At 71.7% G+C, this 22,857-nt stretch carries 17 protein-coding genes and 1 pseudogene; 10 read left to right on the plus strand and 8 right to left on the minus strand.

Features of this window, described 5'->3' with window-relative positions; translation table 11 throughout:
• Positions 1-12 precede the first annotated feature (12 nt).
• From nuoL to recQ, 4 genes are all read left to right on the plus strand, one after another.
• Positions 13-1,968 (plus strand): NADH-quinone oxidoreductase subunit L, encoded by a 1,956-nt coding sequence (gene nuoL / locus ACZ4MU_RS31370; RefSeq protein WP_467882926.1) that lies wholly within the window; start codon positions 13-15, stop codon positions 1,966-1,968.
• A gap of 3 nt (positions 1,969-1,971) precedes the next feature.
• The gene (locus ACZ4MU_RS31375) at positions 1,972-3,570 is read left to right on the plus strand and encodes an NADH-quinone oxidoreductase subunit M (protein WP_467882927.1); all 1,599 of its coding nucleotides are present in this window, start codon (positions 1,972-1,974) and stop codon (positions 3,568-3,570) included.
• Positions 3,567-5,222, plus strand: a complete 1,656-nt coding sequence (gene nuoN / locus ACZ4MU_RS31380; RefSeq protein WP_467882928.1) for an NADH-quinone oxidoreductase subunit NuoN — start codon at positions 3,567-3,569, stop codon at positions 5,220-5,222. The genes ACZ4MU_RS31375 and nuoN overlap by 4 nt, the downstream gene beginning before the upstream one ends.
• 269 nt (positions 5,223-5,491) lie before the next feature.
• Positions 5,492-7,402 carry a DNA helicase RecQ gene (gene recQ / locus ACZ4MU_RS31385; RefSeq protein ID WP_467882929.1) on the plus strand — a complete coding sequence of 637 codons (1,911 nt, stop codon included), beginning with the start codon at positions 5,492-5,494 and terminating at the stop codon, positions 7,400-7,402.
• Between the two features lie 67 nt (positions 7,403-7,469).
• Here recQ and fahA read toward each other — a convergent pair whose 3' ends face one another.
• Both fahA and ACZ4MU_RS31395 read right to left on the minus strand, forming a co-directional pair.
• A complete protein-coding gene (fahA, locus tag ACZ4MU_RS31390) occupies positions 7,470-8,693 on the minus strand; it encodes a fumarylacetoacetase (protein ID WP_467882930.1) in 1,224 nt (407 codons plus the stop codon).
• 157 nt (positions 8,694-8,850) lie between these two features.
• The gene (locus ACZ4MU_RS31395) at positions 8,851-10,848 is read right to left on the minus strand and encodes a CocE/NonD family hydrolase (RefSeq protein ID WP_467882931.1); all 1,998 of its coding nucleotides are present in this window, start codon (positions 10,846-10,848) and stop codon (positions 8,851-8,853) included.
• 234 nt (positions 10,849-11,082) lie between these two features.
• Here ACZ4MU_RS31395 and ACZ4MU_RS31400 point away from each other — a divergent pair, with 234 nt between their 5' ends.
• Positions 11,083-12,093: a polyprenyl synthetase family protein gene (locus ACZ4MU_RS31400; RefSeq protein ID WP_467882932.1), complete on the plus strand. Its 1,011-nt coding sequence runs from the start codon at positions 11,083-11,085 to the stop codon at positions 12,091-12,093.
• Positions 12,094-12,146: 53 nt separating this feature from the next.
• Here ACZ4MU_RS31400 and ACZ4MU_RS31405 read toward each other — a convergent pair whose 3' ends face one another.
• Positions 12,147-12,701, minus strand: a complete 555-nt coding sequence (locus ACZ4MU_RS31405) for a hypothetical protein (protein ID WP_467882933.1) — start codon at positions 12,699-12,701, stop codon at positions 12,147-12,149.
• A gap of 589 nt (positions 12,702-13,290) precedes the next feature.
• Between ACZ4MU_RS31405 and ACZ4MU_RS31410 the strand changes: the two genes are divergently transcribed.
• The 4 genes from ACZ4MU_RS31410 (at position 13,291) to ACZ4MU_RS31425 (ending at position 17,372) form a co-directional block, all read left to right on the plus strand.
• Positions 13,291-14,544 (plus strand): LolA family protein, encoded by a 1,254-nt coding sequence (locus tag ACZ4MU_RS31410; RefSeq protein ID WP_467882934.1) that lies wholly within the window; start codon positions 13,291-13,293, stop codon positions 14,542-14,544.
• A gap of 150 nt (positions 14,545-14,694) precedes the next feature.
• Positions 14,695-15,642 (plus strand): ABC transporter ATP-binding protein, encoded by a 948-nt coding sequence (locus tag ACZ4MU_RS31415; protein ID WP_467882935.1) that lies wholly within the window; start codon positions 14,695-14,697, stop codon positions 15,640-15,642.
• The gene (locus ACZ4MU_RS31420) at positions 15,629-16,600 is read left to right on the plus strand and encodes an ABC transporter permease (protein ID WP_467882936.1); all 972 of its coding nucleotides are present in this window, start codon (positions 15,629-15,631) and stop codon (positions 16,598-16,600) included. The genes ACZ4MU_RS31415 and ACZ4MU_RS31420 overlap by 14 nt, the downstream gene beginning before the upstream one ends.
• 166 nt (positions 16,601-16,766) lie before the next feature.
• Positions 16,767-17,372 carry a TetR/AcrR family transcriptional regulator gene (locus ACZ4MU_RS31425; RefSeq protein ID WP_467882937.1) on the plus strand — a complete coding sequence of 202 codons (606 nt, stop codon included), beginning with the start codon at positions 16,767-16,769 and terminating at the stop codon, positions 17,370-17,372.
• On the opposite strand, the gene ACZ4MU_RS31430 is transcribed toward ACZ4MU_RS31425, so the two are convergent.
• The 4 genes from ACZ4MU_RS31430 to ACZ4MU_RS31445 form a co-directional block, all read right to left on the minus strand.
• Positions 17,338-17,913: a flavodoxin family protein gene (locus ACZ4MU_RS31430; protein WP_467882938.1), complete on the minus strand. Its 576-nt coding sequence runs from the start codon at positions 17,911-17,913 to the stop codon at positions 17,338-17,340. The genes ACZ4MU_RS31425 and ACZ4MU_RS31430 overlap by 35 nt on opposite strands.
• A gap of 119 nt (positions 17,914-18,032) precedes the next feature.
• Positions 18,033-19,388: a M28 family metallopeptidase gene (locus ACZ4MU_RS31435; protein ID WP_467882939.1), complete on the minus strand. Its 1,356-nt coding sequence runs from the start codon at positions 19,386-19,388 to the stop codon at positions 18,033-18,035.
• A gap of 629 nt (positions 19,389-20,017) precedes the next feature.
• Entirely contained in the window at positions 20,018-20,959 is a 942-nt protein-coding gene (gene rarD / locus ACZ4MU_RS31440; RefSeq protein ID WP_467882948.1) for an EamA family transporter RarD, read from the minus strand.
• Between the two features lie 219 nt (positions 20,960-21,178).
• Entirely contained in the window at positions 21,179-22,072 is an 894-nt protein-coding gene (locus ACZ4MU_RS31445; RefSeq protein ID WP_467882940.1) for an NAD(P)H-binding protein, read from the minus strand.
• 105 nt (positions 22,073-22,177) lie between these two features.
• Between ACZ4MU_RS31445 and ACZ4MU_RS31450 the strand changes: the two genes are divergently transcribed.
• Positions 22,178-22,579, plus strand: coding sequence for a winged helix-turn-helix transcriptional regulator (locus tag ACZ4MU_RS31450; RefSeq protein ID WP_467882941.1), 402 nt, complete (start codon positions 22,178-22,180; stop codon positions 22,577-22,579).
• Positions 22,580-22,665: 86 nt separating this feature from the next.
• Here the strand turns inward: ACZ4MU_RS31450 and ACZ4MU_RS31455 are convergent.
• Positions 22,666-22,857, minus strand: a pseudogene (locus ACZ4MU_RS31455) (2-oxoacid:ferredoxin oxidoreductase subunit beta); the annotation flags it as partial.

Genomic DNA, 22,857 nt, shown 5'->3' on the forward strand with positions numbered 1-22,857 from the left:
GTCGCTAGAACCGTGGGAAACACAGAGAACCTGATTGCGCTGCTCATCGCGGCGCCTCTGCTCGGAGCGGCCGTCCTGCTGTGCGGCGGACGGCGGCTCGACGCCGTCGGGCACTGGCTGGGCACCCTGCTCGCGGCCGTCTCCTTCGGCCTCGGCGTGGCGCTCTTCGCCGACATGCTGGGCCGCTCGGCCGACGAGCGGGCGGTGCACAAGCACCTGTTCAGCTGGGTCCCGGTGGAGGGCTTCCAGGCCGACGTCGGCTTCCAGCTCGACCAGCTGTCGATGACCTTCGTCCTGCTGATCACCGGTGTGGGCACCCTGATCCACATCTACTCGATCGGCTACATGGAGCACGACGAGAACCGCCGCCGCTTCTTCGGCTACCTCAACCTGTTCCTCGCGGCGATGCTCCTGCTGGTCCTCGCCGACAACTACCTGCTGCTGTACGTGGGCTGGGAGGGCGTGGGTCTGGCGTCCTACCTGCTCATCGGCTTCTGGCAGCACAAGCCCAGTGCGGCGACGGCTGCCAAGAAGGCCTTCCTGGTCAACCGGGTCGGCGACATGGGCCTGTCCATCGCCATCATGGTCATGTTCACCACCTGGGGCTCGTTCGCCTTCGCGACCGTCTTCGACCGGGTCGGCGAGACCAGCGACGGCCGCAACACCGCCATCGGCCTGATGCTGCTGCTCGCCGCCTGCGGCAAGTCCGCCCAGGTGCCGCTCCAGTCCTGGCTCGGGGACGCGATGGAGGGCCCGACCCCGGTCTCGGCCCTGATCCACGCGGCGACGATGGTGACCGCGGGCGTCTACCTGATCACCCGCTCCGGCGTGATCTTCAACGCGGTGCCGGACGTGCAGACGGTCGTGGTGGTCGTCGGCGCGGTCACGCTCCTGTTCGGTGCGATCGTCGGTTGCGCCAAGGACGACATCAAGAAGGCCCTGGCGGGCTCGACCATGTCGCAGATCGGCTACATGGTCCTCGCCACCGGCCTCGGCCCCATCGGCTACCCCTTCGCGATCATGCACCTGGTGACCCACGGCTTCTTCAAGGCCGGGCTCTTCCTCGGCGCGGGCTCCGTGATGCACGGGATGAACGACGAGGTCGACATGCGCCGGTACGGCGGCCTGCGCAAGTACATGCCGGTCACCTTCATCACCTTCGGCCTCGGCTACCTCGCCATCATCGGCTTCCCGGGCCTGTCCGGCTTCTGGTCCAAGGACAAGATCATCGAGGCGGCCTTCGCCAAGGGCGGCACCGAGGGCTGGATCCTCGGCGCGGTCACCCTGCTGGGCGCCGCCATCACCGCGTACTACATGACGCGCGTGATGCTGATGACGTTCTTCGGCGAGGAGCGCTGGCGCGACGCCCCGACCCCCTCGCCGGCCGAGCCAAGCGTGGAGCCGGCCGCCGAGCACCGCGGTGAGCACGCCCGGCCGCACCCGCACGAGTCGCCGGGCACCATGACGATCCCGATGATCGTGCTGGCCTTCGGCTCGGTCCTCGCGGGCGGGCTCTTCAGCATCAACGAGTCCTTCGTGAAGTGGCTGGAGCCGGTCACGAGCCTCTCGCACGGCGACTCGCCGGTGAGCGAGGCGGCGGTCACCGCGGCCACCGTCACGGTGCTGCTGATCGGCGTCGGCCTCGCGTACCTCCAGTACGGACGCAAGCCGGTCCCGGTCACCGCCCCGCGCGGCTCGCTGCTCACCCGGGCCGCCCGCCGCGACCTGCTCCAGGACGACTTCAACCACGTGGTCCTGGTCCGCGGCGGCGAGCACCTCACCCGCTCGCTGGTGTACGTCGACCACACCCTGGTCGACGGTGTGGTCAACGGCACCGCGGCCGGGTTCGGCGGGCTGTCCGGCCGGCTGCGCAAGCTGCAGAACGGCTTCGCCCGCACCTACGCGGTGTCGATGTTCGGAGGCGCGGCGGTGCTCATCGCCGCGACCCTGCTGATGAGGGCGGTGTAAGGCATGTCGTTCCCCCTCCTTACCGCGACGGCGGCGCTCCCGGCGGTCGGCGCGATCGCCACCGCCGCCGTCCCGGCCGAGCGGCGGACGGCCGCCAAGTGGCTGGCGCTGCTGGTCTCGCTGGGCACACTGGTCCTCGGCGCGGTCCAGCTCGTCCGGTTCGAGCCCGGCGGCGACCGGTACCAACTGACCGAGTCCCACGCCTGGATCAAGGACTTCGGCGTCCGCTACGAACTGGGCGTGGACGGCATCGGGGTGGCGCTGATCGCGCTCACGGTCCTGCTGATCCCGTTCATCATGGTGGCGGGTTGGCATGATGCCGATCCCCTGGAGACCAGCAGCAGCCGCTGGCGGCCCACCCAGGGCTTCTTCGCCCTGATCCTCGCCGTCGAGGCGATGGTGATCCTCTCCTTCGAGGCCACCGACGTCTTCCTCTTCTACATCCTCTTCGAAGCCATGCTGATCCCGATGTACTTCCTCATCGGCGGCTTCGGCGACCGGGCCCACGGCTCGTATCGATCTGCCGCTGACGCCGCGCGGGGGGACGAGGCGGCGGCCACCCAGCGGTCGTACGCGGCGGTCAAGTTCCTGCTCTACAACCTGGTCGGCGGCCTGATCATGCTGGCCGCGGTGATCGGTCTCTACGACGTCGCCGGGACCTTCTCGCTCGACGAGATCGCGGCGGCGCGCGCGAACGGCTCGCTGGACATGGCGACCAACACCGAACGCCTGCTGTTCCTCGGCTTCTTCTTCGCCTTCGCGGTGAAGGCCCCGCTGTGGCCGCTGCACACCTGGCTGCCGAACGCGATGGGCGAGGCCACGGCCCCGGTCGCGGTGCTGATCACGGCGGTGGTCGACAAGGTCGGCACCTTCGCGATGCTCCGCTTCTGCCTCCAGCTCTTCCCGGAGGCGTCCAAGTGGGCGACGCCGGTGATCCTGGTCCTCGCGGTGATCAGCATCATCTACGGGGCGCTCCTGGCGGTCGGCCAGCGCGACATCAAGCGCCTGGTGGCGTACGCGTCGATCTCGCACTTCGGCTTCATCGTCATGGGCATCTTCGCGATGACCACCCAGGGCCAGTCCGGCGCCACGCTCTACATGGTCAACCACGGGATCTCGACGGCCGCGCTGATGCTGGTGGCGGGCTTCCTGATCTCGCGCCGCGGCTCGCGCCTGATCGCGGACTACGGCGGGGTGCAGAAGGTGGCCCCGGTGCTGGCGGGCACGTTCCTGGTGGGCTCTCTGGCGACGCTCTCGCTGCCGGGCCTCGCGCCCTTCGTGAGTGAATTCCTGGTCCTGGTGGGCACGTTCAGCCGCTATCCGGCGATCGGCGTGATCGCCACGCTGGGCATCGTGCTGGCCGCGCTGTACGCGCTGGTGCTCTACCAGCGGACGATGACCGGCCCGGTCAAGGCCGAGGTCCAGGGCATGCCGGACCTCAAGGTCCGCGAGCTCCTGGTGGTCGCCCCGCTGATCGCGCTCCTGGTCTTCCTCGGGGTCTACCCCAAGCCGCTGACCGACATCGTCAACCCGGCGGTCCAGCACACCATGTCCGACGTAGACAAGAAGGACCCCAAGCCCGTGGTGGAGGCGGCCCAGTGAGCACAGCAGCAGCTGTCCACAGCCTGTGGACGACGGCGGCCGACGGGAAGGTCGACAAGATCCCGGCGCCGCACATCGAGTACGCCCAGCTGGCGCCCACGCTGATCGTGCTCGGCGCGGCCGTGGTGGGCGTGCTGGTCGAGGCGTTCGTGCCGCGCAAGAGCCGGTACTACGCCCAGGTGTTCCTCTCCGTCGTCGCGCTCGCCGCCGCCTTCGCCGCGGTCGTCGGGCTCGCCGCGGACGGGTACGGCACGACGAAGGCGCACATCGCCGCGATGGGCGCGGTGGCCGTCGACGGCCCCGCGCTCTTCCTCCAGGGGACCATTCTCCTCGCCTCGATCGTCGCGATCTTCACCTTCGCCGAGCGCCGCCTCGACCCCGACGCCCACGGCAACCGGGTCGACTCCTTCGCCGCGCAGGCCGCCTCGGTGCCCGGCAGCGACAGCGAGAAGGCCGCGGTCCAGGCCGGTTTCACGACCACCGAGGTCTTCCCGCTGGCACTCTTCGCCATCTCCGGGATGCTGGTGTTCCCGGCGGCCAACGACCTGCTGACGCTCTTCGTGGCCCTGGAAGTCTTCTCCCTGCCGCTCTACCTGCTCTGCGCGCTGGCCCGCCGCAAGCGCCTGATGTCGCAGGAAGCGGCCGTGAAGTACTTCCTGCTCGGCGCCTTCTCGTCGGCGTTCCTGCTGTTCGGCATCGCGCTTCTGTACGGATACGCGGGCTCCGTCCAGTACGCGACGATCGCGGACGTCGTCGACGGCACGGTCCAGACCGTGGACCCGGCGCTCGCGGGCACCATGGGCAACGACGCGCTACTGCTGATCGGCGGCGCGATGCTCCTGGTGGGGCTGCTGTTCAAGGTCGGCGCGGTGCCGTTCCACATGTGGACGCCGGACGTCTACCAGGGCGCGCCCACCCCGGTCACCGGCTTCATGGCCGCCGCCACCAAGGTCGCCGCCTTCGGCGCACTGCTGCGCCTGCTGTACGTGGTGCTCCCCGGGATGCGCTGGGACTGGCGGCCGGTCATGTGGGGCGTCGCCATCGTCACCATGGTCGGCGGCGCGATCGTGGCGATCACCCAGACCGACATCAAGCGGCTCCTGGCGTACTCGTCGATCGCGCACGCGGGCTTCATCCTCGCCGGTGTGATCGCCACCAACGCGGACGGGATCTCGTCGGTGCTCTTCTACCTCGGCGCGTACTCGTTCGTGACGATCGGGGCGTTCGCGGTCGTCACGCTGGTGCGCGACGCGGGCGGCGAGGCGACGCACCTGTCCAAGTGGGCCGGGCTCGGCCGCCGTTCGCCACTGGTGGCGGCGGCGTTCGCGGTCTTCCTGCTCGCCTTCGCGGGTATCCCGCTGACCTCCGGGTTCACGGGGAAGTTCGCCGTGTTCAAGGCGGCGGCGGAGGGCGGCGCGGGGGCGCTGGTCGTGGTCGGTGTGATCTCCTCGGCGATCGCCGCGTTCTTCTACATCCGGGTGATCGTCCTGATGTTCTTCAGCGAGCCGAAGGCGGACGGGCCGACCGTGGCCGTTCCCTCGCCGCTGACGATGACGGCGATCGGCGTCGGCGTCGCGGTGACGCTGGTGCTGGGTGTGGCGCCCCAGTACTTCCTGGACCTGGCCGGTCAGGCGGGGGTGTTCGTGCGGTAGCGCGGCGCTCGGGGCGCCTTCCCGGCCGCGGGCCGGCCCTGTCGGTCGGCCGCGCGGTTCCCGGCGCCCCTGGGAGGCACAGGAGCCCCGGTACGTCACGTCGTGCCGGGGCTTCGCGCTGCCCCCGTGGGGGCCTGTGGATAACTTTTCAGCCCGTCTGACCTGCGGCTTTGGCGCGATCCAGGCCGACTGCGGCAGGACGTGTCCGTCCGGCCCCCTATCGTGGCAGAGGTGGCGGAGTTACGAGGACGACGGTGGGGGACGGCGGGATGAACGGGACGGAAGGGGCGGTCGAGGTGGTGGACCAGCCGGTGGCCGGGACGACGGACGGGCCGGCGGCCGAGAGCGAGGCGCTGCGGACGCTGAACCGGGTCTTCGGCTACGAGAGCTTCCGCGGCGACCAGGGCGCGGTCATCGAGCATGTGGTGAGCGGCGGCGACGCCGTGGTGCTCATGCCCACGGGCGCCGGAAAATCGCTCTGCTACCAGATCCCGGCCCTGGTCAGGCCCGGTACGGGAGTCGTGGTCTCGCCCCTCATCGCGCTGATGCAGGACCAGGTGGACGCGCTGCGGGCGCTCGGTGTGCGGGCCGGGTTCATCAACTCCACGCAGGACTTCGATGAGCGCCGCACGGTGGAGGCGGAGCTCCTCGCGGGCGAGCTCGACCTGCTCTACCTGGCCCCGGAGCGGTTGCGCGTGGAGGCTACGCTCGATCTGCTCTCCCGGGCCAAGATCGCCCTCTTCGCGATCGACGAGGCACACTGCGTGGCGCAGTGGGGCCACGACTTCCGCCCGGACTACCTGGCGCTGTCGATGCTGGGCGAGCGCTGGCCGGACGTGCCGCGCATCGCCCTGACGGCGACGGCGACCCGGGTCACCCACCGCGAGATCACCGATCGGCTCGTGATGCCGAAGGCCCGCCACTTCGAGGCGAGCTTCGACCGGCCCAACATCCAGTACCGGATCGTGCCGAAGAACGACCCCAAGAAGCAGCTCCTGACCTTCCTCAAGGAGGAGCACGAGGGGGACGCGGGCATCGTCTACTGCCTCTCGCGCGCGTCGGTGGAGAAGACCGCCCAGTATCTGAACGACAACGGCGTGGCGGCCGTGCCGTACCACGCGGGCCTGGACGCGGCCACGCGCGCGCTGCACCAGTCCCGCTTCCTGCGCGAGGACGGTCTGATCGTGGTGGCGACCATCGCGTTCGGCATGGGCATCGACAAGCCCGACGTGCGGTTCGTGGCCCACCTGGACCTGCCCAAGTCGGTCGAGGGGTACTACCAGGAGACGGGCCGCGCGGGCCGCGACGGCCTGCCGTCCACCGCGTGGATGGCGTACGGCCTGCAGGACGTGGTCCAGCAGCGCAAGCTCATCCAGGGCGGTGAGGGCGACGAGGCGTTCCGGCGCCGGGCGGGCGCCCATCTGGACTCGATGCTGGCGCTCTGCGAGACCGCCGACTGCCGCCGCGCCCAGCTCCTGCAGTACTTCGGCCAGGACGCCCCCGCCGCCCACTGCGGCAACTGCGACACCTGTCTGAACCCGCCCGAGACCTGGGACGGCACGGTGGCCGCCCAGAAGGTGCTGTCGACGGTCGTCCGGCTGGAGCGGGAGCGGCGCCAGAAGTTCGGCGCGGGCCAGATCATCGACATCCTGCTCGGCCGCAAGACCGCGAAGGTCATCCAGTTCGACCACGACGCGCTGTCGGTGTTCGGCATCGGCGAGGACCTCTCCGAGGCCCAGTGGCGGGGCGTGGTGCGGCAGTTGCTCGCCCAGGGCCTGCTGGCGGTGGAGGGGGAGTACGGGACGCTGGTCCTGACCGGGACGAGCGGGGAGGTTCTGGGCGGCGGGCGGGAGGTCAGGCTCCGCTCGGAGCCGGCGAAGCCGGAGCGCGCGCCCCGGGCACGTGGTGCGGGCAAGGCCAAGGCCGCCCCGGCCGACTTCCCGCAGGAGGCGGCCCCGCTCTTCGAGGCCCTGCGCGCCTGGCGGGCCGCGCAGGCCCGCGAACAGGGTGTCCCCGCGTATGTGATCTTCCATGACGCCACCCTGCGGGAGATCGCCGTGGCCCGCCCCGGCTCGGTGGAGGAGCTGGGCACGATCGCCGGGGTGGGCGAGAAGAAGCTGGCGACGTACGGGGAGGGCGTGCTGGCGGTGCTCCAGGAGCAGGAGCAGGAGCAGGAGTAACAGGAGTGGGCGGAGGGCGCGCTGGGCGCCTCTCCGCCTGTCCCGCCGGGGCTCGACGCCTGTCCCCCTAGGACCCCACGATCCGGCCCGTGACCTCGCCGAGGCCGACCCGGACGCCGTCGGGGCCCGGGGCCCAGGCCGTCATGGTGACGACGTCGCCGTCCTCCAGGAACGTGCGCTTGCCGGTGGGCAGGTCCATCGGCTCCGTACCGTTCCAGGTCAGCTCAAGGAAGGAGCCGCGCTGGCCGCGCTCGGGGCCGCTGACGGTCCCCGAGCCGTAGAGGTCGCCCGTGCGCAGCGAGGCACCGTTCACCGTCATATGGGCGAGCTGCTGGGCGGCGGTCCAGTACATGCCCGCGAACGGCGGCTCGGCCACCACCTGTCCGTTGAGGGCGACCGAGATGCGGATGTCGAAGCCGCCCGGCACCTCCGCCCGCGCGTCGTCGAGGTAGGGCAGCAGTGGGAAGTCCCGCGCGGGCGGGGCCACCCGGGCGGCCGTCAGCGCCTCCAGCGGCGTCACCCACGCCGAGACGGAGGTGGCGAAGGACTTGCCGAGGAACGGACCCAGGGGGACGTACTCCCACGCCTGGATGTCCCGCGCCGACCAGTCGTTCAGCAGGAACAGGCCGAAGACGTGGTCCTCGAAGGAGGCGAGCTCCACCGGCCTGCCCAGCTCGGAGGGGGTGCCCACCACGAAGCCCACCTCGGCCTCGATGTCGAGCTTCACCGAGGGGCCGAACACCGGCGCCGGGTCCGAGGGCGCCTTGCGCTGCCCGTGCGGGCGCGCCACGTCCGTCCCCGAGACCACGACCGTGCCGGACCGCCCGTGGTAACCGATGGGCAGGTGCTTCCAGTTGGGGGTGAGCGCGTCCCCGTCCGGGCGGAAGATCCGGCCGACGTTGGTGGCGTGGTGCTCGCTCGCGTAGAAGTCGACGTAGTCCGCGACTTCGTACGGCAGGTGCAGGGTGACCGTGTCCAGCGGGTGCAGCAGGGGCTCTATGTCGGGCCGGTGCGCGGGCACCGTCACCCACGCGGTGAGCGCGCGCCGCACATCGCGCCACGCCGTGCGCCCGGCCGCGAGCAGCGGGTTGAGCGTGGGCCTTGCGAGCAGCGCCGCGTACGGGGAGCCGAGCGCGTGCGCGGCGGCCCCCGCGTCGAGGACGTGGTGGCCGATGCGGACGCCGACGCGGCGGTGGTCGGGCGCGTCGGGCGTGGAGAAGACGCCGTACGGAAGGTTGTGCGGGCCGAAGGGGTCGCCCTCGGCCAGGTCGAGCGGGCTCTGCTCGGACATCTGTGCCTGCCTCGCTTTCCACGGGTGTGGAGGACACGTTACGTCGGCGACGCTCGCGCGGTCAGTGCCCAAAGAGTGTGCGATGTCCCAAAACTCCGGGTCGGGGAGGGGTGGTTGGCTCCTCCCCCTCGGGCTCCTCACGCCGCGCCCGGCCGCCTCAGCCCGCCGTCCGGGGGATGCGCTTCTCCCAGGTCCGGTGGAAGACGACCTCGTCGCCGTCGCGGCACACCACCTCGTCCGAGGTGAGGAAGTCCGCCGCGTCGCAGCCGATCTCGGAGCGGGTGGTGATGCTCACGTTCCAGGCGAGCTCCGGCCGGTGCAGCCGGATCGTCCAGTCGGAGCGGGTGCGCGCGGACTGCGGGTCCGCCTCCTGGATCGTGTAGGTCTCCACGACCTCCTCGGTGACCTCCAGTCCGTCGGGGTGGACCTTGGTACCGCCGGTGCGGGGTGTCACTTCGAGGCGCCACTCGCCCTTGGCGACATCGCGGACGACCAGGCGCTCGGGCCGGGGCTCGTCCAGCGGTTCGGGGCAGACCACGCCGAGCGGCGCCGCCTGCTCGGGCTCGTCGAAGACGACGGTGTCGGCCGTGGGCGCGCGGACCGGCAGGCTCAGGGCGCTGTCCTGCGGGTCCAGGGTGAAGCCCACCGAGTCCGCCTGCGGCCAGAGCCACGGCCAGTACGCCGAGGAGACCGCGAGGCGGACGCGGTGTCCCGGCGGGAAGCTGTGGCCGATGCCGGCCAGCGGGAACGTCACGTCCTGGGTGGCGCCCAGCGGCCAGGCGTCCGCGCGGTCCGGGCCCTCGCGCGCGGAGAGGTTGAGCGCGCCCCGGGTGACCAGGGTGGAGGAACCGTCCGGCGCCACATCGCACAGCCGCGCGACGGCCTGCCCGAACGGCACGTCCATCCGCAGCCGCAGCGTCACCCTCGGGCACCCCAGGATCTCCAGCGGCGGCCCGTCCCTGGGCACCGGACAGTCGAACACCGCCGAGTGCGCGTCCTCGGCGCGCTGGTCCGGCGGCAGGTCGCCGTCGCCGCCGGACGGCAGGAAGCGGCCCGCGTCCAGACCGGTGTGCTGCGGGGAGTCGACCCGCACGGGAGTGCCGCCGAGCGTGTACACGACGGGGGTGACGTGCGGGGAGGGCCAGGCCGGGTCGCCGACCCAGCGGCCGGGCAGCTCCCCGTAGACCGTGGCGGGCCGGTGCGAATCGCTGATCCAGGAGCGCAGCGGCGGTTCGTCCATGATCCCGCTGTCCCGGCCCCGCAGCCACTGGTCCCACCAGCGCAGCGTCTCCTGGAGGAAGCCGATGGCGGGCCCCGGCGGAAGGCCCCGGTCCGGGTACTGGTGGGACCACGGGCCGATCAGGCCGCGCACCCGGTCGGCGGGCAGGTGCTCCACCAGGCGCAGCACGGTGTCCCGGTACGGGTCGTGCCAGCCGCCGACCGCGAGCACGGCGGCCCGGATCGCCCCGTACTCCTCGCGGACGCTGCCCTGCCTCCAGTAGTCGTCGCGCCGCTGGTGCGCCAGCCAGGTGTGCAGGGGCGGCTCCAGGGCCTCCAGGCGGGCCGCCCACAGCTGCCTCCACTCCTCGCCGACGTACTCCGGGTCCGGCGGGCGGGCCGTGAGTGCCAGCGTTCTCGCCGCCCGCGCGTGCATGGCCCCGGCGAGGACGGAACCTCCCAGGTAGTGCCCGTCGTTGTCATAGCGGTCGTCCGGCGCGCAGACGGTGACGACCGCCTTGAGCGGCCCGGGCGCGAGGGCCGCGATCTTGAGGGAGTTGAAGCCGCCCCAGGAGATCCCGATCATGCCGACACCGCCGTCGCACCAGGGCTGCGCGGCGAGCCACTCGACGACCGCGACCCCGTCCGCGAGCTCGGTCGCGTCGCACCGGTCGCCCGGCAGCCCCTCGCTGTTGCCGTGCCCGCGCACATCGACGCGTACGCAGGCGTAGCCGTGCCCCGCGTACCAGGGATGGCGCTGCCCGTCGCGCGGCGCGGTCGCGTCGGTGAGGCGGTGGGGCACGTATTCGAGCAGCGCCGGGACCGGCTCCTTGGTCACCGGACGCCAGATCCGTGCGTACAGCCGGGTTCCGTCCGGGAGCGGGACGAGCACGTCCGCGCGCGTGGTCTCGTACGGGAAGTCGGTGCGGATCCGCATGGTCAGCTCCCCCTCGGCGCCGGGCCGGGCACGGTCTCGGTGGGTGTTCCGGACAATCGGCTTCTTTCCTAAGATATTGGCTGATCACGAACATACCGGGGTCCATCGGGCTGTGCGCGGGGGGTGACGGGAAGGCGCCAGCGGTGATCGAACAACGACCGGATACGCTGACTTGAGTGAAGGCAGCGACACATCGACAATCCGTGTGATCGTCAGCAGACAGGAGTACCCCTCGTGACCGTCGTCGGGCCGTTCGGGCTGAGCGTGCGGGACCAGGCTCTTGAGGCCGATGTCCAGACCGGATTGGCGGCAGTCGAGGCGGGCCTGCTCGACGCCACCAAGAGCGAGGTCCCCTTCATCACGGAGGCCGCGCAGCACCTCGTGCGCGCGGGCGGCAAACGCTTCCGGCCGCTGCTCGTGATGCTCGCCGCGCAGTTCGGCGACCCGTACGCGCCGGGTGTCGTGCCCTCGGCGGTGGTCGTGGAGCTCACGCATCTGGCGACGCTCTACCACGACGACGTCATGGACGAGGCCGAGGTGCGGCGCGGGGTCCCCAGCGCCAACGTCCGCTGGGACAACTCGGTCGCGGTCCTCACCGGCGACTTCCTGTTCGCCCGCGCCTCGCACATACTGGCCGACCTGGGCCCGGAGGCCGTGCGCATCCAGGCCGAGGCGTTCGAACGGCTGGTCACCGGCCAGATCCTGGAGACGGCGGGCCCGCGCGACGGCCGCGACCCGGTGGACCACTACCTCGACGTGCTCGCGGGCAAGACCGGCTCGCTGGTGGCCGTCTCCGGCCGGTTCGGCGCGATGATGTCGGGCGCCGACGAGTCGGTCGTGGACATCCTCACGCAGTACGGCGAGCGGCTCGGCACCGCGTTCCAGCTGGCCGACGACGTCCTGGACATCGCCAGCGACTCCCACGAGTCCGGCAAGACCCCCGGCACCGACCTGCGTGAGGGCATCCCCACGCTGCCGGTCCTGCACGTGCGGGCGCACGCCGCCCAGCACGGCCGCCCGGAGGACCTGGAGCTCGTCGCGCTGCTCGACGGCGACCTGACGGACGACGCCCGGCACGCCGAGACGCTGCGCCGCCTGCGGGTGCACCCCGCGCTCGAACAGGCCCGCAGGGACACCGTGCGCTACGCCGAGGAGGCCCGCGCCACGCTGGCCCCCCTGCCGGAGTGCTACGCGAAGGCGGCTCTGGAGGAGCTGTGCGACGCGGTGGTGCACCGCGCGGGCTAGGGCCTGTCCGCCGCCCTCTTTCTTTCGCCGTCCAGGTACCCGTCGTACCCGTCCTAGTCCTGGGAGCCGCCCGGCGGTGTGCCGACGCCGCCGGAGGTCGTGCCGCCGCCCGTGTCGGCGGTGGCCTTCCCGCCGGCCGGGGTGATCGCGAACCAGGTGCCGGCGGCGCCCTGCCCGCGCGCCTCACGGGGCGCGTCGTCCTTGGCGTACCGGTAGAGCGGCCAGCCCCCGAGGGTCAGCTGGGTGGTGCCGTCGGGGCGGGCGACCTCGCCGACCAGCGCCTTGTCGATGCCCTTGACCGTCAGCGCGCCGTTGGCGGGGACCGGGGGCCAGATCGCCGCGCAGGCGGCCAGGCAGGCGGAGCGGGACGGCTTCGCGGTGTCCTTGTCGAAGCGGTAGAGGACGTATCCGTCGCCGTCGGTGACCACGGTGCCGACCTTGTCGATCCGGGTCGCGCCGAGGGTGGAGGCGGCCGGGTCGGGGGTCGCGGGTGCCGTCGTGGACGGCTTGTCGGTCTTGCTGGTGCTGCTTCCGCACCCCGTGGCGGCCAGCGCCAGGACGGCTGTCCCGGCTGCCGCGCCGACGGCGATGCGGTGGACGCTGAGCATGGCGATCCCCTTTGGTGGGCACGGTCGGTGCCGGTTGCTCCTGTTCAGGTGTACGGATTCCGGCCCAAAGCAACTCGAACACCCGATCAGCCAAGAGTGTGACCCAGGTCACGGCCTCCGGGGCTCGATGGCCGTGTGCAGACGGTCGCACACCTGGTGAAACACCAGTGAACCGGTCCCGGCACGCATCCGCCCGGCGGCGCCGCCGCGAGGGGCGGGCGACGGCGGCGCCGCCGGGCGTGCGATCCGGCGCGCGAGCGGGCGTCCGGTCCGTGGCTGAAGAGCGTTCAGTACGCGACGGACCGAGGCGGGTTGGCGTCGGCCGGGAACAACCCGTCCTGGCCTCGGTGGAGTTGATGGGTATGACAGGTACGCGACGTACAACCCCTACTGGTCGGAGCGGCCGCCGGGCGATGGTGTCATCCCAGAGAGGTACACGAGGTTGCTCCCGAGGGGTGACGCCCCACGGCGGCTGATTTGGTCAGATGGACAACACCACTCCTGACCAATTCGGGTGAGAATGGCGGCGCGGGGTGGACAGAGCGCAGCACTACGGACGGACGCCGCCGACCACGGAGGTAAGGCACACATGGCACCGAACGACAGCGCACACACCACCGAGGAGGCCGGGGACCTCGTCGCGGGCCGCCGCAAGGCCGCGCGGTACCTGGTCCCGGTCGGGGTGGCGGGGGTGGCGGCCGCGACCATCGGGCTGGTCCCGGCGCTCGCGGCTTCAGGTGACCCCGATCTGCCGAAGATCAGCGCACAGCAGCTCATCGAGAAGATCGCCGCGTCGGACGCCCAGCAGCTCTCCGGCACGGTGAAGATCAAGACGGATCTGGGCCTGCCGTCCTTCGGCGGCCTCGGCTCCTTCGCTCCCAAGGGCGGCGGGGACAGGGGCGGCTCGTCCGCCTCGCCCGACAGCAAGCTGATGGAGCTCGCCTCCGGCTCGCACACCCTGCGGGTCGCGGCCGACGGCCCGGACAGGCAGAAGCTGTCGGTGCTCGACAAGGCGTCGGAGTACAGCGTCGTCCACAGCGGGGACGACGTGTGGGCGTACGACAGCGCCTCGAACGAGGTCTACCACTCCCAGCGGGCCGCCGACGGCGCGAAGGGGCCCGGAGGCGCGGCCAAGGGCCACGGCCGTCCGGGGCACGCCCCCGAGTCCCTGCCGGCCACGCCCAGGGCGCTGGCGGAGCAGGCCCTCAAGGGCGTCGACCCGACCACCTCGGTGACCGTCGACGGCACCTCCCAGGTGGCCGGCCGGGATGCGTACCAGCTGGTGATCAAGCCGAAGCAGTCCGGCTCGACCATCGGCGCGATACGGATCGCGGTGGACGCGAAGAACGGCGTGCCGCTGAAGTTCACGCTCGCGCCGGCCGGCGGGGGCAAGGCCGTGATCGACGCGGGCTTCACCAAGGTCGACTTCGCCAAGCCGTCCGCCTCGACGTTCACCTTCACGCCGCCCAAGGGCGCGAAGGTCACCCAGGACGACGGCAAGGGCCACGCGGGCCGGGGCGAGAAGGGCTTCAAGGGCGCCCCGGGCGGTGAGTTCAAGGGTCTCGATGTCATCGGCAAGGGCTGGAACTCCATCGCCCGCCTCGACGTTCCAGGAGGTAAGGGCATCCCGTCCGCGCACTCCGGCAAGGGCGGCAGGGGCGATGTCCCGCCGGAGGCCCAGAAGTTCCTCAGCTCGCTGGGCGAGAAGGCCACGGGCCCGTTCGGCTCGGGCATGGTCTTCAAGACCCGCCTGGTCAACGCGCTGGTGACGGACGACGGCAAGGTGTTCGTGGGCGCGGTCACCAAGGACGCGCTGGTGAACGCGGCCAACGCGGCGAAGTAGGCGCGGCGGTCGGCGCGAGGGGGACCGGGATGCCGGGCTTCGGCCGCGGGCGCCCGGCCCCCCTTCCGCCCCCGCCCGCGGCACGGGGGAGCACGATCCGGCAGACGAACGGGGGCCCGGGGCGAAGCGCCGGGCAAGGAAAGGGGCGGGGTGGGGAACTCTCCATCGGTCATCGAGACGCGCGGTCTCACCAAGAGGTACCGCGGCGGCCAACTGGCCGTGGACGGGCTCGATCTCACCGTCCCAGACGGCAGCATCTTCGGCTTCCTCGGCCCCAACGGCTCCGGCAAGACGACCACCATCCGCATGCTGATGGGCCTGATCGAGCCGACCTCCGGCACGGCCCGGGTCCTCGGCAGCCCCATGCCCCGTGCGGGCCGCACGGTCCTTCCGCAGGTGGGCGCCCTGATCGAGGGCCCCGCGCTGTACGGATTCCTCTCCGGCCGCGACAACCTCGTACGGTACGACTCGGCCGACCCAACCGCCGACCCCCGCACCCGCGCGCGACGGGTCGCCCACGCCCTGGAGCGGGTGGGTCTTGCCGCCGCGTCCGGCAAGAAGGCGCGGGCGTACTCGCTGGGCATGAAGCAGCGGCTCGGGCTCGCGGCCGCGCTGCTCCAGCCCCGCAGGCTGCTGGTCCTGGATGAGCCGACCAACGGCCTCGACCCGCAGGGCATGCGGGAGATCCGCGCCCTGGTGCGCGAGCTGGCGGCCGACGGCACCACGGTCTTCCTCTCCTCGCACCTCCTGGACGAGATCGAGCAGGTCTGTACGCACGCGGCGGTGATGACCCGGGGCAGGCTCGTCGTCCAGGGCGAGGTGGCCGAGCTGGCGGGGGGCGGCCGGGGACGGCTCGCGGTCACCACGCCGGACCCGGCAGACGCCGCCCGGCTGCTCAAGGAGCGCGGTGTGGCGGACGTGACCGTGGACGGCGACCGCGTGAGCGGTGAGCTCCCGCCGGACGAGGTGGAACTGGCCGAGCTGAACGCCGCGCTGGTGCACGGCGGCGTACGGGTGAGGGGCTTCGCGGTCGAACGGGCCTCGCTGGAGGACGCGTTCGTGGCGCTGACGGGGGAGGGGTTCGATGTCGCGGGCTGAGGTGAACGCGGCGCAGGACGCGCCCCTGTCGGAGACCGCCCCGGCCGCTCCGGGCGTGAGCGGTTCCGAGGAGGTGCGGGCGGTCCCCGGCGCGCCCGGTGCCGGGCCCCGGCGGCCCAGCCCCCTGTGGACGCTCGGGCTCTTCAGGTCCGAGCTGGTCACCGTCGTCCGGCGGTGGCGCACCCTCGCGCTGCTCGGCGTGCTCGCGGCCGTCCCGGTCCTGATCGGCATCGCCGTGAAGATCGAGACGCGCGGCGGCGGCACGGCCGGTCCCGGTGGCGGTGACGGCCCGGCCTTCATCTCCCAGATCACCAACAACGGACTGTTCCTCGTCTTCGCGGGGCTCGCCGCGACCCTCCCCGTCTTCCTGCCGATGGCGATCGGCGTGGTCGCGGGCGACGCGATAGCGGGCGAGGCCAACAGCGGCACCCTGCGCTATCTGCTGGTGGCCCCGGCCGGGCGGACCAGGCTGCTGCTCGCGAAGTACGCCTCGACGCTGGCGTTCTGCCTGCTCGCGACCCTGGTCGTGGCGGCGTCCGCGCTCGCCGTGGGGGCGCTGCTCTTCCCGCTCGGGGACGTCACGACCCTGTCGGGGACGCGGATATCGTTCGCCGAAGGTCTGGTGCGCGCGCTCGCGATCGCCGGCGCGGTGGCCCTGTCACTGACCGGCATGGCCGCGCTCGGCCTGTTCGTCTCCACCCTCACCGGCAGCGGGGTCGCGGCGATGGCGGCGACGGTCGGCCTGCTGATCACCGTGCAGATCCTCGACCAGATCCCCCAGCTGCACGCGATACAGCCCTATCTCTTCCCGCACTACTGGCTGTCCTTCGCGGATCTGCTGCGGGTGCCGGTCTACTGGGACCAGCTGGTGAAGAACGCGGAGTTGCAGGCGCTGTACGTGGCGGTGTTCGGATCGGCGGCCTGGGCGCGCTTCACGGCGAAGGACATCACGGCCTGAGGAGGGCAGAGGCCCGGGAGAGGGGAGTGGAGGGAGGGAGACGGGACGGCCGTGCGAGCCGACCCCCGTGGCGGCTCGACACGACACGTGCCGTTTCCTTGGCACATTCTTGGAGCCGACCATTCCGCTGTCAATACGCTACGGACCGTCCTCGTAGACTCGCACCGTGACCGAGCCGCCACCGCACGCCCCCAACCCCCGGCGCCGGAGCGAGAGATCGCGCCGCGCGATCCTCTCTGCGGCTCTCGAACTGTGCGCGGAAAACGGCTACGGACGGGTGACGATCGAGGGCATCGCCGCCCGTGCGGGGGTGAGCAAGAAGACGATCTACCGCTGGTGGGCGACGAAGGGCGCGCTGCTCCTGGAGGCCGTGATCGAGGCCGTGGTCAGCACCTCGCCGCTGCCCGACACGGGCGATGTGGACACCGACATCGTGACGCATGTCACCAGCGTGATGCGGGTCTTCACCTCACCGGTGATCGGCCCGGCGTACACCGGGATCCTCTCCGAGCTGCTCCACGACGAGGCGCTGGCGAGGGCCGTCAACGAGGCGCTGGTCGTGCCGCGCGTGTCGCTGGTGTACGAACGGCTGCGCGCCGGGCAGCGGGCGGGCCAGCTGCCGCCGGACGCCGATCTGGAACTGGCGGTGGAGATGCTGTACGGACCGCTGTACTACCGGCACGCGCTGAAGCGGCCGTTCCATGACCCGGACAGGATCGCCGTGCTGGTCGCGCACGTCATGCGTGCGTTGCGAGCTCCGGCCGTGAGCTGAAGAAGGTCTTGGCGCGCACGGTCGCCCCGGTGTCCTGTCCGATGGTGCCGGGCCGGTTCGCCGAGCCGAGCAGGACGCCGCCCCACCGCATGCTCATATACGCGGCGGTGTGCCGCAGGGTCCCCACCAGCGGGTCGGCCACGGACGGTTCGGGGCTCGCCAGCGCCGTCACGCCCCACAGGGTGCGCCCGGCCATCCGTGGCCGGAACTCCAGCCCCGGCGCCCGCATCCAGCCCGCCCAGTGGTCGAGGTAGTGCTTGACCGGGGTCGAGACGCTGTACCAGTACAGCGGCGAGACGATGACGAGGTCGGTGGCCTCCAGGGTGGCTTGCAGGAGGGTGGCCGCGTCCCCGGTCGGGTCGGCGTACAGGCCCTCGCCGTCGTGGCGCCGGTCGCCGAACTCGGGCAGCCGCAGCCCGGAGAGGTCCAGCCAGCGCTGCGGGACGTCGCCCGGCAGCTGCTCGGCCGCCAGCCTGGCCAGCTGCTCGGTGTTGCCGCCCGGGCGCGTACTGCCGAGCAGGAAAAGGAAGTTGCGGGCCATGGTCCCCCCAAAGGAAAGTATGCGCGTGCAGTATATGCACGCGCATACTCATTGAGTCCAGGGTCGGGTCCAGGGCTTAGACCAGAGCTGAGCCAGAGGGACCGGATCAGAGGGCCGGGTCAGAAGGTCAGCTTCCAGCTGTTGATGTACCCGGTGTCCTGCGGCCCCTTGTCCTGCACCTTCAGCTTCCATGTCCCGTTCGCCGTCTCGGTGGAGGCGTTGACGGTGTACGTGGTGTCGATGTTCGGCGTGGAGTCGGACGAGGAGTTGTGCAGCCGGTACGCCTTGCCGCTCGGGCCGATGAGGTCGACCACCAGGTCGCCGCTGTAGGTGTGGACGATGTTCACGCCGACCTTGAGCGCGGAGGGCGCGCTGCCCGTACGCCCGGTCACGGAGATCGACGAGGTCACGGCCGCGCCCGGGGAGTCCGGGATGGTGACGTCGGCGGTGTTCTCGTAGGTGTCGCCGGTGGGCGGAGTGGTGGTCCCCGTGGAGAGCTGCCACAGCGCATAGGCGATGGCGTCGCTGTTGTGGTCGAGCGCGGAGTCGTTGATGTTCGCGCTGGTGTCGCAGGAGGAGTGGTAGCAGGCGTCGAACGCGCGGCCCGCCGTGCCGCCCCACTTCTGGGCCTGGGCCGAGGTCTTGGTGTAGTCGGCGCCGGAGAAGAGGCCGCCGACGCGTATGCCGGCGTTCTTGAACGGGGCGTGGTCGGAGCGGCCGTCGCCCTCGGTCTCGATCTCGGTGGGTATGGAGAGGGTCGCGAAGTAGTCCTTGAAGACCTTCTCCAGGGCCGGGTCGTCGTCGTAGACGAAGTAGCCCGGGTTGGGCGAGCCGATCATGTCGAAGTTCAGATACGCGGAGATCCTGCCGCGGTCGCCGGTCGAGAGGCTGTTGACGTAGTACTTCGAGCCGACCATGCCCAGCTCCTCGGCGCCGAACCAGCCGAACCGCAGATGCTTGTCGGGCTTGAGCTGCGCGCGGGAGACGGCGAGCGCGGTCTCCAGGATGCCGGCCGAGCCGGAGCCGTTGTCGTTGATGCCGGGGCCCGCGGTGACCGAGTCGAGGTGGGCGCCCGCCATCACGGTCTGCGAGGTGTCGCCGCCGGGCCAGTCGGCGATCAGGTTGTAGCCGGTGGCGCCGGAGGAGGTGAACTGCTGGACGGAGGTGGTGTACCCGGCGGCGTCCAGCTTGGCCTTCACGTAGTCGAGGGAGGCCTTGTAGCCGGCGCGGCCGTGGGCGCGGTTGCCGCCGTTGGCGGTGGCTATCTGCTGGAGCTGGGTGAGGTGCGCTTTGACGTTGGCGATCGGTAGGTCTGGGGCAGCGGCGGTGGCGGCGGCCGGGGCGGGGGCGGCTGCCTGGACGGCGGGGGCGCCGAGACCGATGCCGAGGCCGAGCGCCGCGGCGGTGACGGTGGCGGTGGCCGCGATGCGGGCCGCGCGGGGGGTTCTGGGGGGTGTGGGGTGCTTGATGCGCATGTGGGGGCTCCGTATTCCGTTCGGGGATGGGACGGAAACGCGAGCCTGATGGTCAGGGAGGGGTTGACTCTCCGTCAAGAACGGATTCCGGTCAGGGGGGTCCGGTGGGCGGACAGTGGCTGGATTCCCCCACCCCGCCCGTTCCCTTGACCCCTCTGGCGGGGGCCGGGGCTCGGCCGGGGGTCGGCGTCCTGTCTGCGGGTGGGCGGGGGCCGATCGCGCAGTTTCCCGCGCCCGTGAATCGCCCCGGCTCTGTCTGCGGGTGGTGGTGGGTTGCTCGCGCAGTTCCCCGCGCCCCCAGGGGTCGGGTCAGCCGGAGAACTCAGCTCAGCCACAGGCTTTTAGGGGCGCGGGGAACTGCGCGAGTACCGCCCACGGGCTGAAGGGTGACGACGGACCTGGGGGGTGGGGCCGCAGGCCCCCGTTAGGGGCGCGGGGAACTGCGCGAGCGAGCCACCACCGGCCCGCAGACGAACCCCGGGCCGGAAAGGGGCGCGGGGAACTGCGCGGGCAACCACCCACCGCCCGCAGATAGACACGGCCCGGGCCGAAGGCGTCCCCCCGTAGGCAACGCCCACCCCGGGCGGAGCCCACCCCCCGGGTAGGCGGGGCCGGGGGCACCCCCGAAGTCACCGCACCCCCAAGTCACCGCCCCCCGACCCCGCCCCCCGCACCGCGGAAACCGGCTCCACCGGCAACGGCTCCACCGGGCCCGCCGACGCCGCCGCCACCAGCGCCGCCCTCCCCCTCCGAGCCCCCCGCAACGCATCCCACGTCAGTAGCGACAACGCCAGCCACACCAGCGAGAACCCCGCCCACCGCTCGGGCGGCATCGCCTCGTGGAAGTACAGGATGCCGAGGCCGAACTGGAACACCGGCGCCAGGTACTGGAGCAGCCCGAGCGTGGACAGCGGCACCCGTATCGCCGCTGCCCCGAAGCACACCAGCGGCGCCGCTGTGACGATCCCGGTCGCCGCGAGCAGCGCCCCGTGCCCCGCGCCCTCGGACGCGAAGGTCGCCTCCCCGCGCGCCCCCAGCCACACCAGATACGCCAGCGCCGGCACGAACTGCATCGCCGTCTCGGCGGCCAGCGACTCCAGCCCGCCGAGGTTCACCTTCTTCTTCACCAGCCCGTACGTGGCGAACGACAGCGCCAGCGTCAGCGAGATCCACGGCGGCCGGCCCGCCCCCACGGCCAGGACCACCACCGCCACCGCGCCGGTCGCCACCGCCACCCACTGCACCGGCCGCAGCCGCTCCTTGAGCAGCAGGACGCCCATCGCGATGGTGACCAGCGGATTGATGAAGTAGCCGAGGGACGCCTCGACGACATGGCCGGAGTTCACCGACCAGATGTAGACACCCCAGTTGACCGTGATCACGGCGGCGGCGATCCCGATGAGTCCCAGCCGGCGCGGCTGGCGTACCAGCTCGCCGAGCCACGCCCAGCGGCGCAGCACGAGCAGCGCGACGCCGACGAAGCCGAGGGACCACACCATCCGGTGGGCCAGGATCTCGACCGGGCCGGCCGGCTTCAGAAGGGGCCAGAAGAGCGGGACCAGCCCCCACATCCCGTAGGCGCCGATCCCGTACAGCAGTCCTGCCCGCTGCTCACCGGCAGCGGTTGTCGGTTCTTCGGCCACTGGCCCTCCCTGCGCGCGCGTCGACGAAATCGACGGTAGCGCCAGGTGGCCACGCCTGTCATGCCCTATATCCGAAAACGGTCCTGACCGAAGAGCGGCCGAAGAGTGACCGAAGAGTGGCCGGGGAGCCGCTGGGGAGGGACGGGTTCAGGCCACGGTCGCCGCAGCGGACTGGGGGACCGCCGGGGCGACCGACTGGGCGATCGTCCGGGCGATCGGCGTCGTCGGCCGCCCGATCAGCCGCGCCAGGTCACCGGACGTGCCCGCGAGTCGCCCCCGCTCGATCGCGAGGTCCACGTCGACCAGGATCTCGGCGAACGGCGCCGGGACCCCCGCGCCGGTGAGGATGCCGAGGTGCACCTCGGGCGTCACGGCCTGGTAGGTGATCTCCTTGCCGGTCGCCCGGGCGACCTCCGCCGCGTACTCGGCGAACGACCACGCCACGTCGCCGCTCAGCTCGTACGCCCGGCCCAGGTGCCCCTCGCCGGTCAGTACCGCCGCCGCGGCCGCCGCGTAGTCGGCGCGGGCGGCCGAGGCGACCCGGCCCTCGCCCGCGTTGGACACGACCGCCCCGTGGGCAAGCACCGGCTCCAGGTGGGCGGTGTAGTTCTCGGTGTACCAGCCGTTGCGCAGGAAGGTGTACGGCAACCCCGAGTCGAGGATCAGCTCCTCGGTGGCCCGGTGCTCGTCCGCGAGGCGGAAGTCGGCCTCCGGCCCGCCGAGGATGCCGGTGTACGCGAGCTGCGCCACCCCGGCCTCCTTCGCCGCCGCGATCACGGCGGCGTGCTGCGCCACCCGCTGCCCGACCTCGCTGCCGGAGATCAGCAGCACGCGGTCACCGGCGCGGAAGACCCCGGCCAGCGTCTCGGGCGCGCTGTAGTCCGCCACCCGCAGCTCCACACCGCGCTCGGCGAGCCCGGCGGCCTTCTCCTTGTTGCGTACGACGGCGGCCATCCCGCCCGCGGGTACCCCCGCGGCGAACAGCTCGTCGATGACGAGACGGCCGAGGGCTCCGGTGGCTCCGGTGACGACGATGCTCATGGCTGGTGACTCCTTGGCTCTGGGCTCCCGTGCGGACCCCGCGCCACTCACCGTACGACCGGCGCTAACCTTTCGTAAGTACCCACTTTGAAGTAAGGTACTGGTATGGCAGTAAGCACTCCTGGAGGCACCCGGCCCACCGAAGACCTGCGCGAGGCGATGTGTCCGCACCGGCTCGTCCTGGAACACGTCACCAGCCGCTGGGGCGTCCTCGTCCTGCTCGCGCTGATGGAGCGGTCGTTCCGCTTCAGCGAGCTGCGCCGGCACGTCGGCAGGGTCAGCGAGAAGATGCTGACCCAGACCCTCCAGACGCTGGAGCGCGACGGCTTTGTGCGCCGCGACGCCAAGCCGGTCATCCCGCCCCGCGTCGACTACTCCCTGACCCCGCTGGGGCGCGAGGCCGCCGAACGCGTCCGCGCCCTCGCCGAGTGGACCGGCGTACGGATGGAACAGGTGGAGCAGGCCCGCACCGCGTACGACGAGGCGCGCGCGGCCAGGACGGCGTAGAGCCCTCGCCGCTTTCGCCGCTCTCGCCGCCCTCACCGCGACCGCGCGGGCACGTCGGCGTTTTGCTCGCGGGGCTGTCTCCGGTCCTAGTTGGTGACGGTCCAGGTGTCGTTGCCGGTGAGGAGGGTGGTGAGGTCGCCTTTGCCGTGTTGTTCGACGGCTTGGTCGAGTTGGTCGGTCATCTGGGTGTCGTAGACGGGGCGTTGGGTGCTGCGGAAGACGCCGATGGGGGTGTGGTGGAGGGTGTCGGGGTCGGCGAGGCGGGAGAGGGCGAAGGC

It is taken from the genome of Streptomyces sp. NPDC026377 (assembly GCF_055567715.1).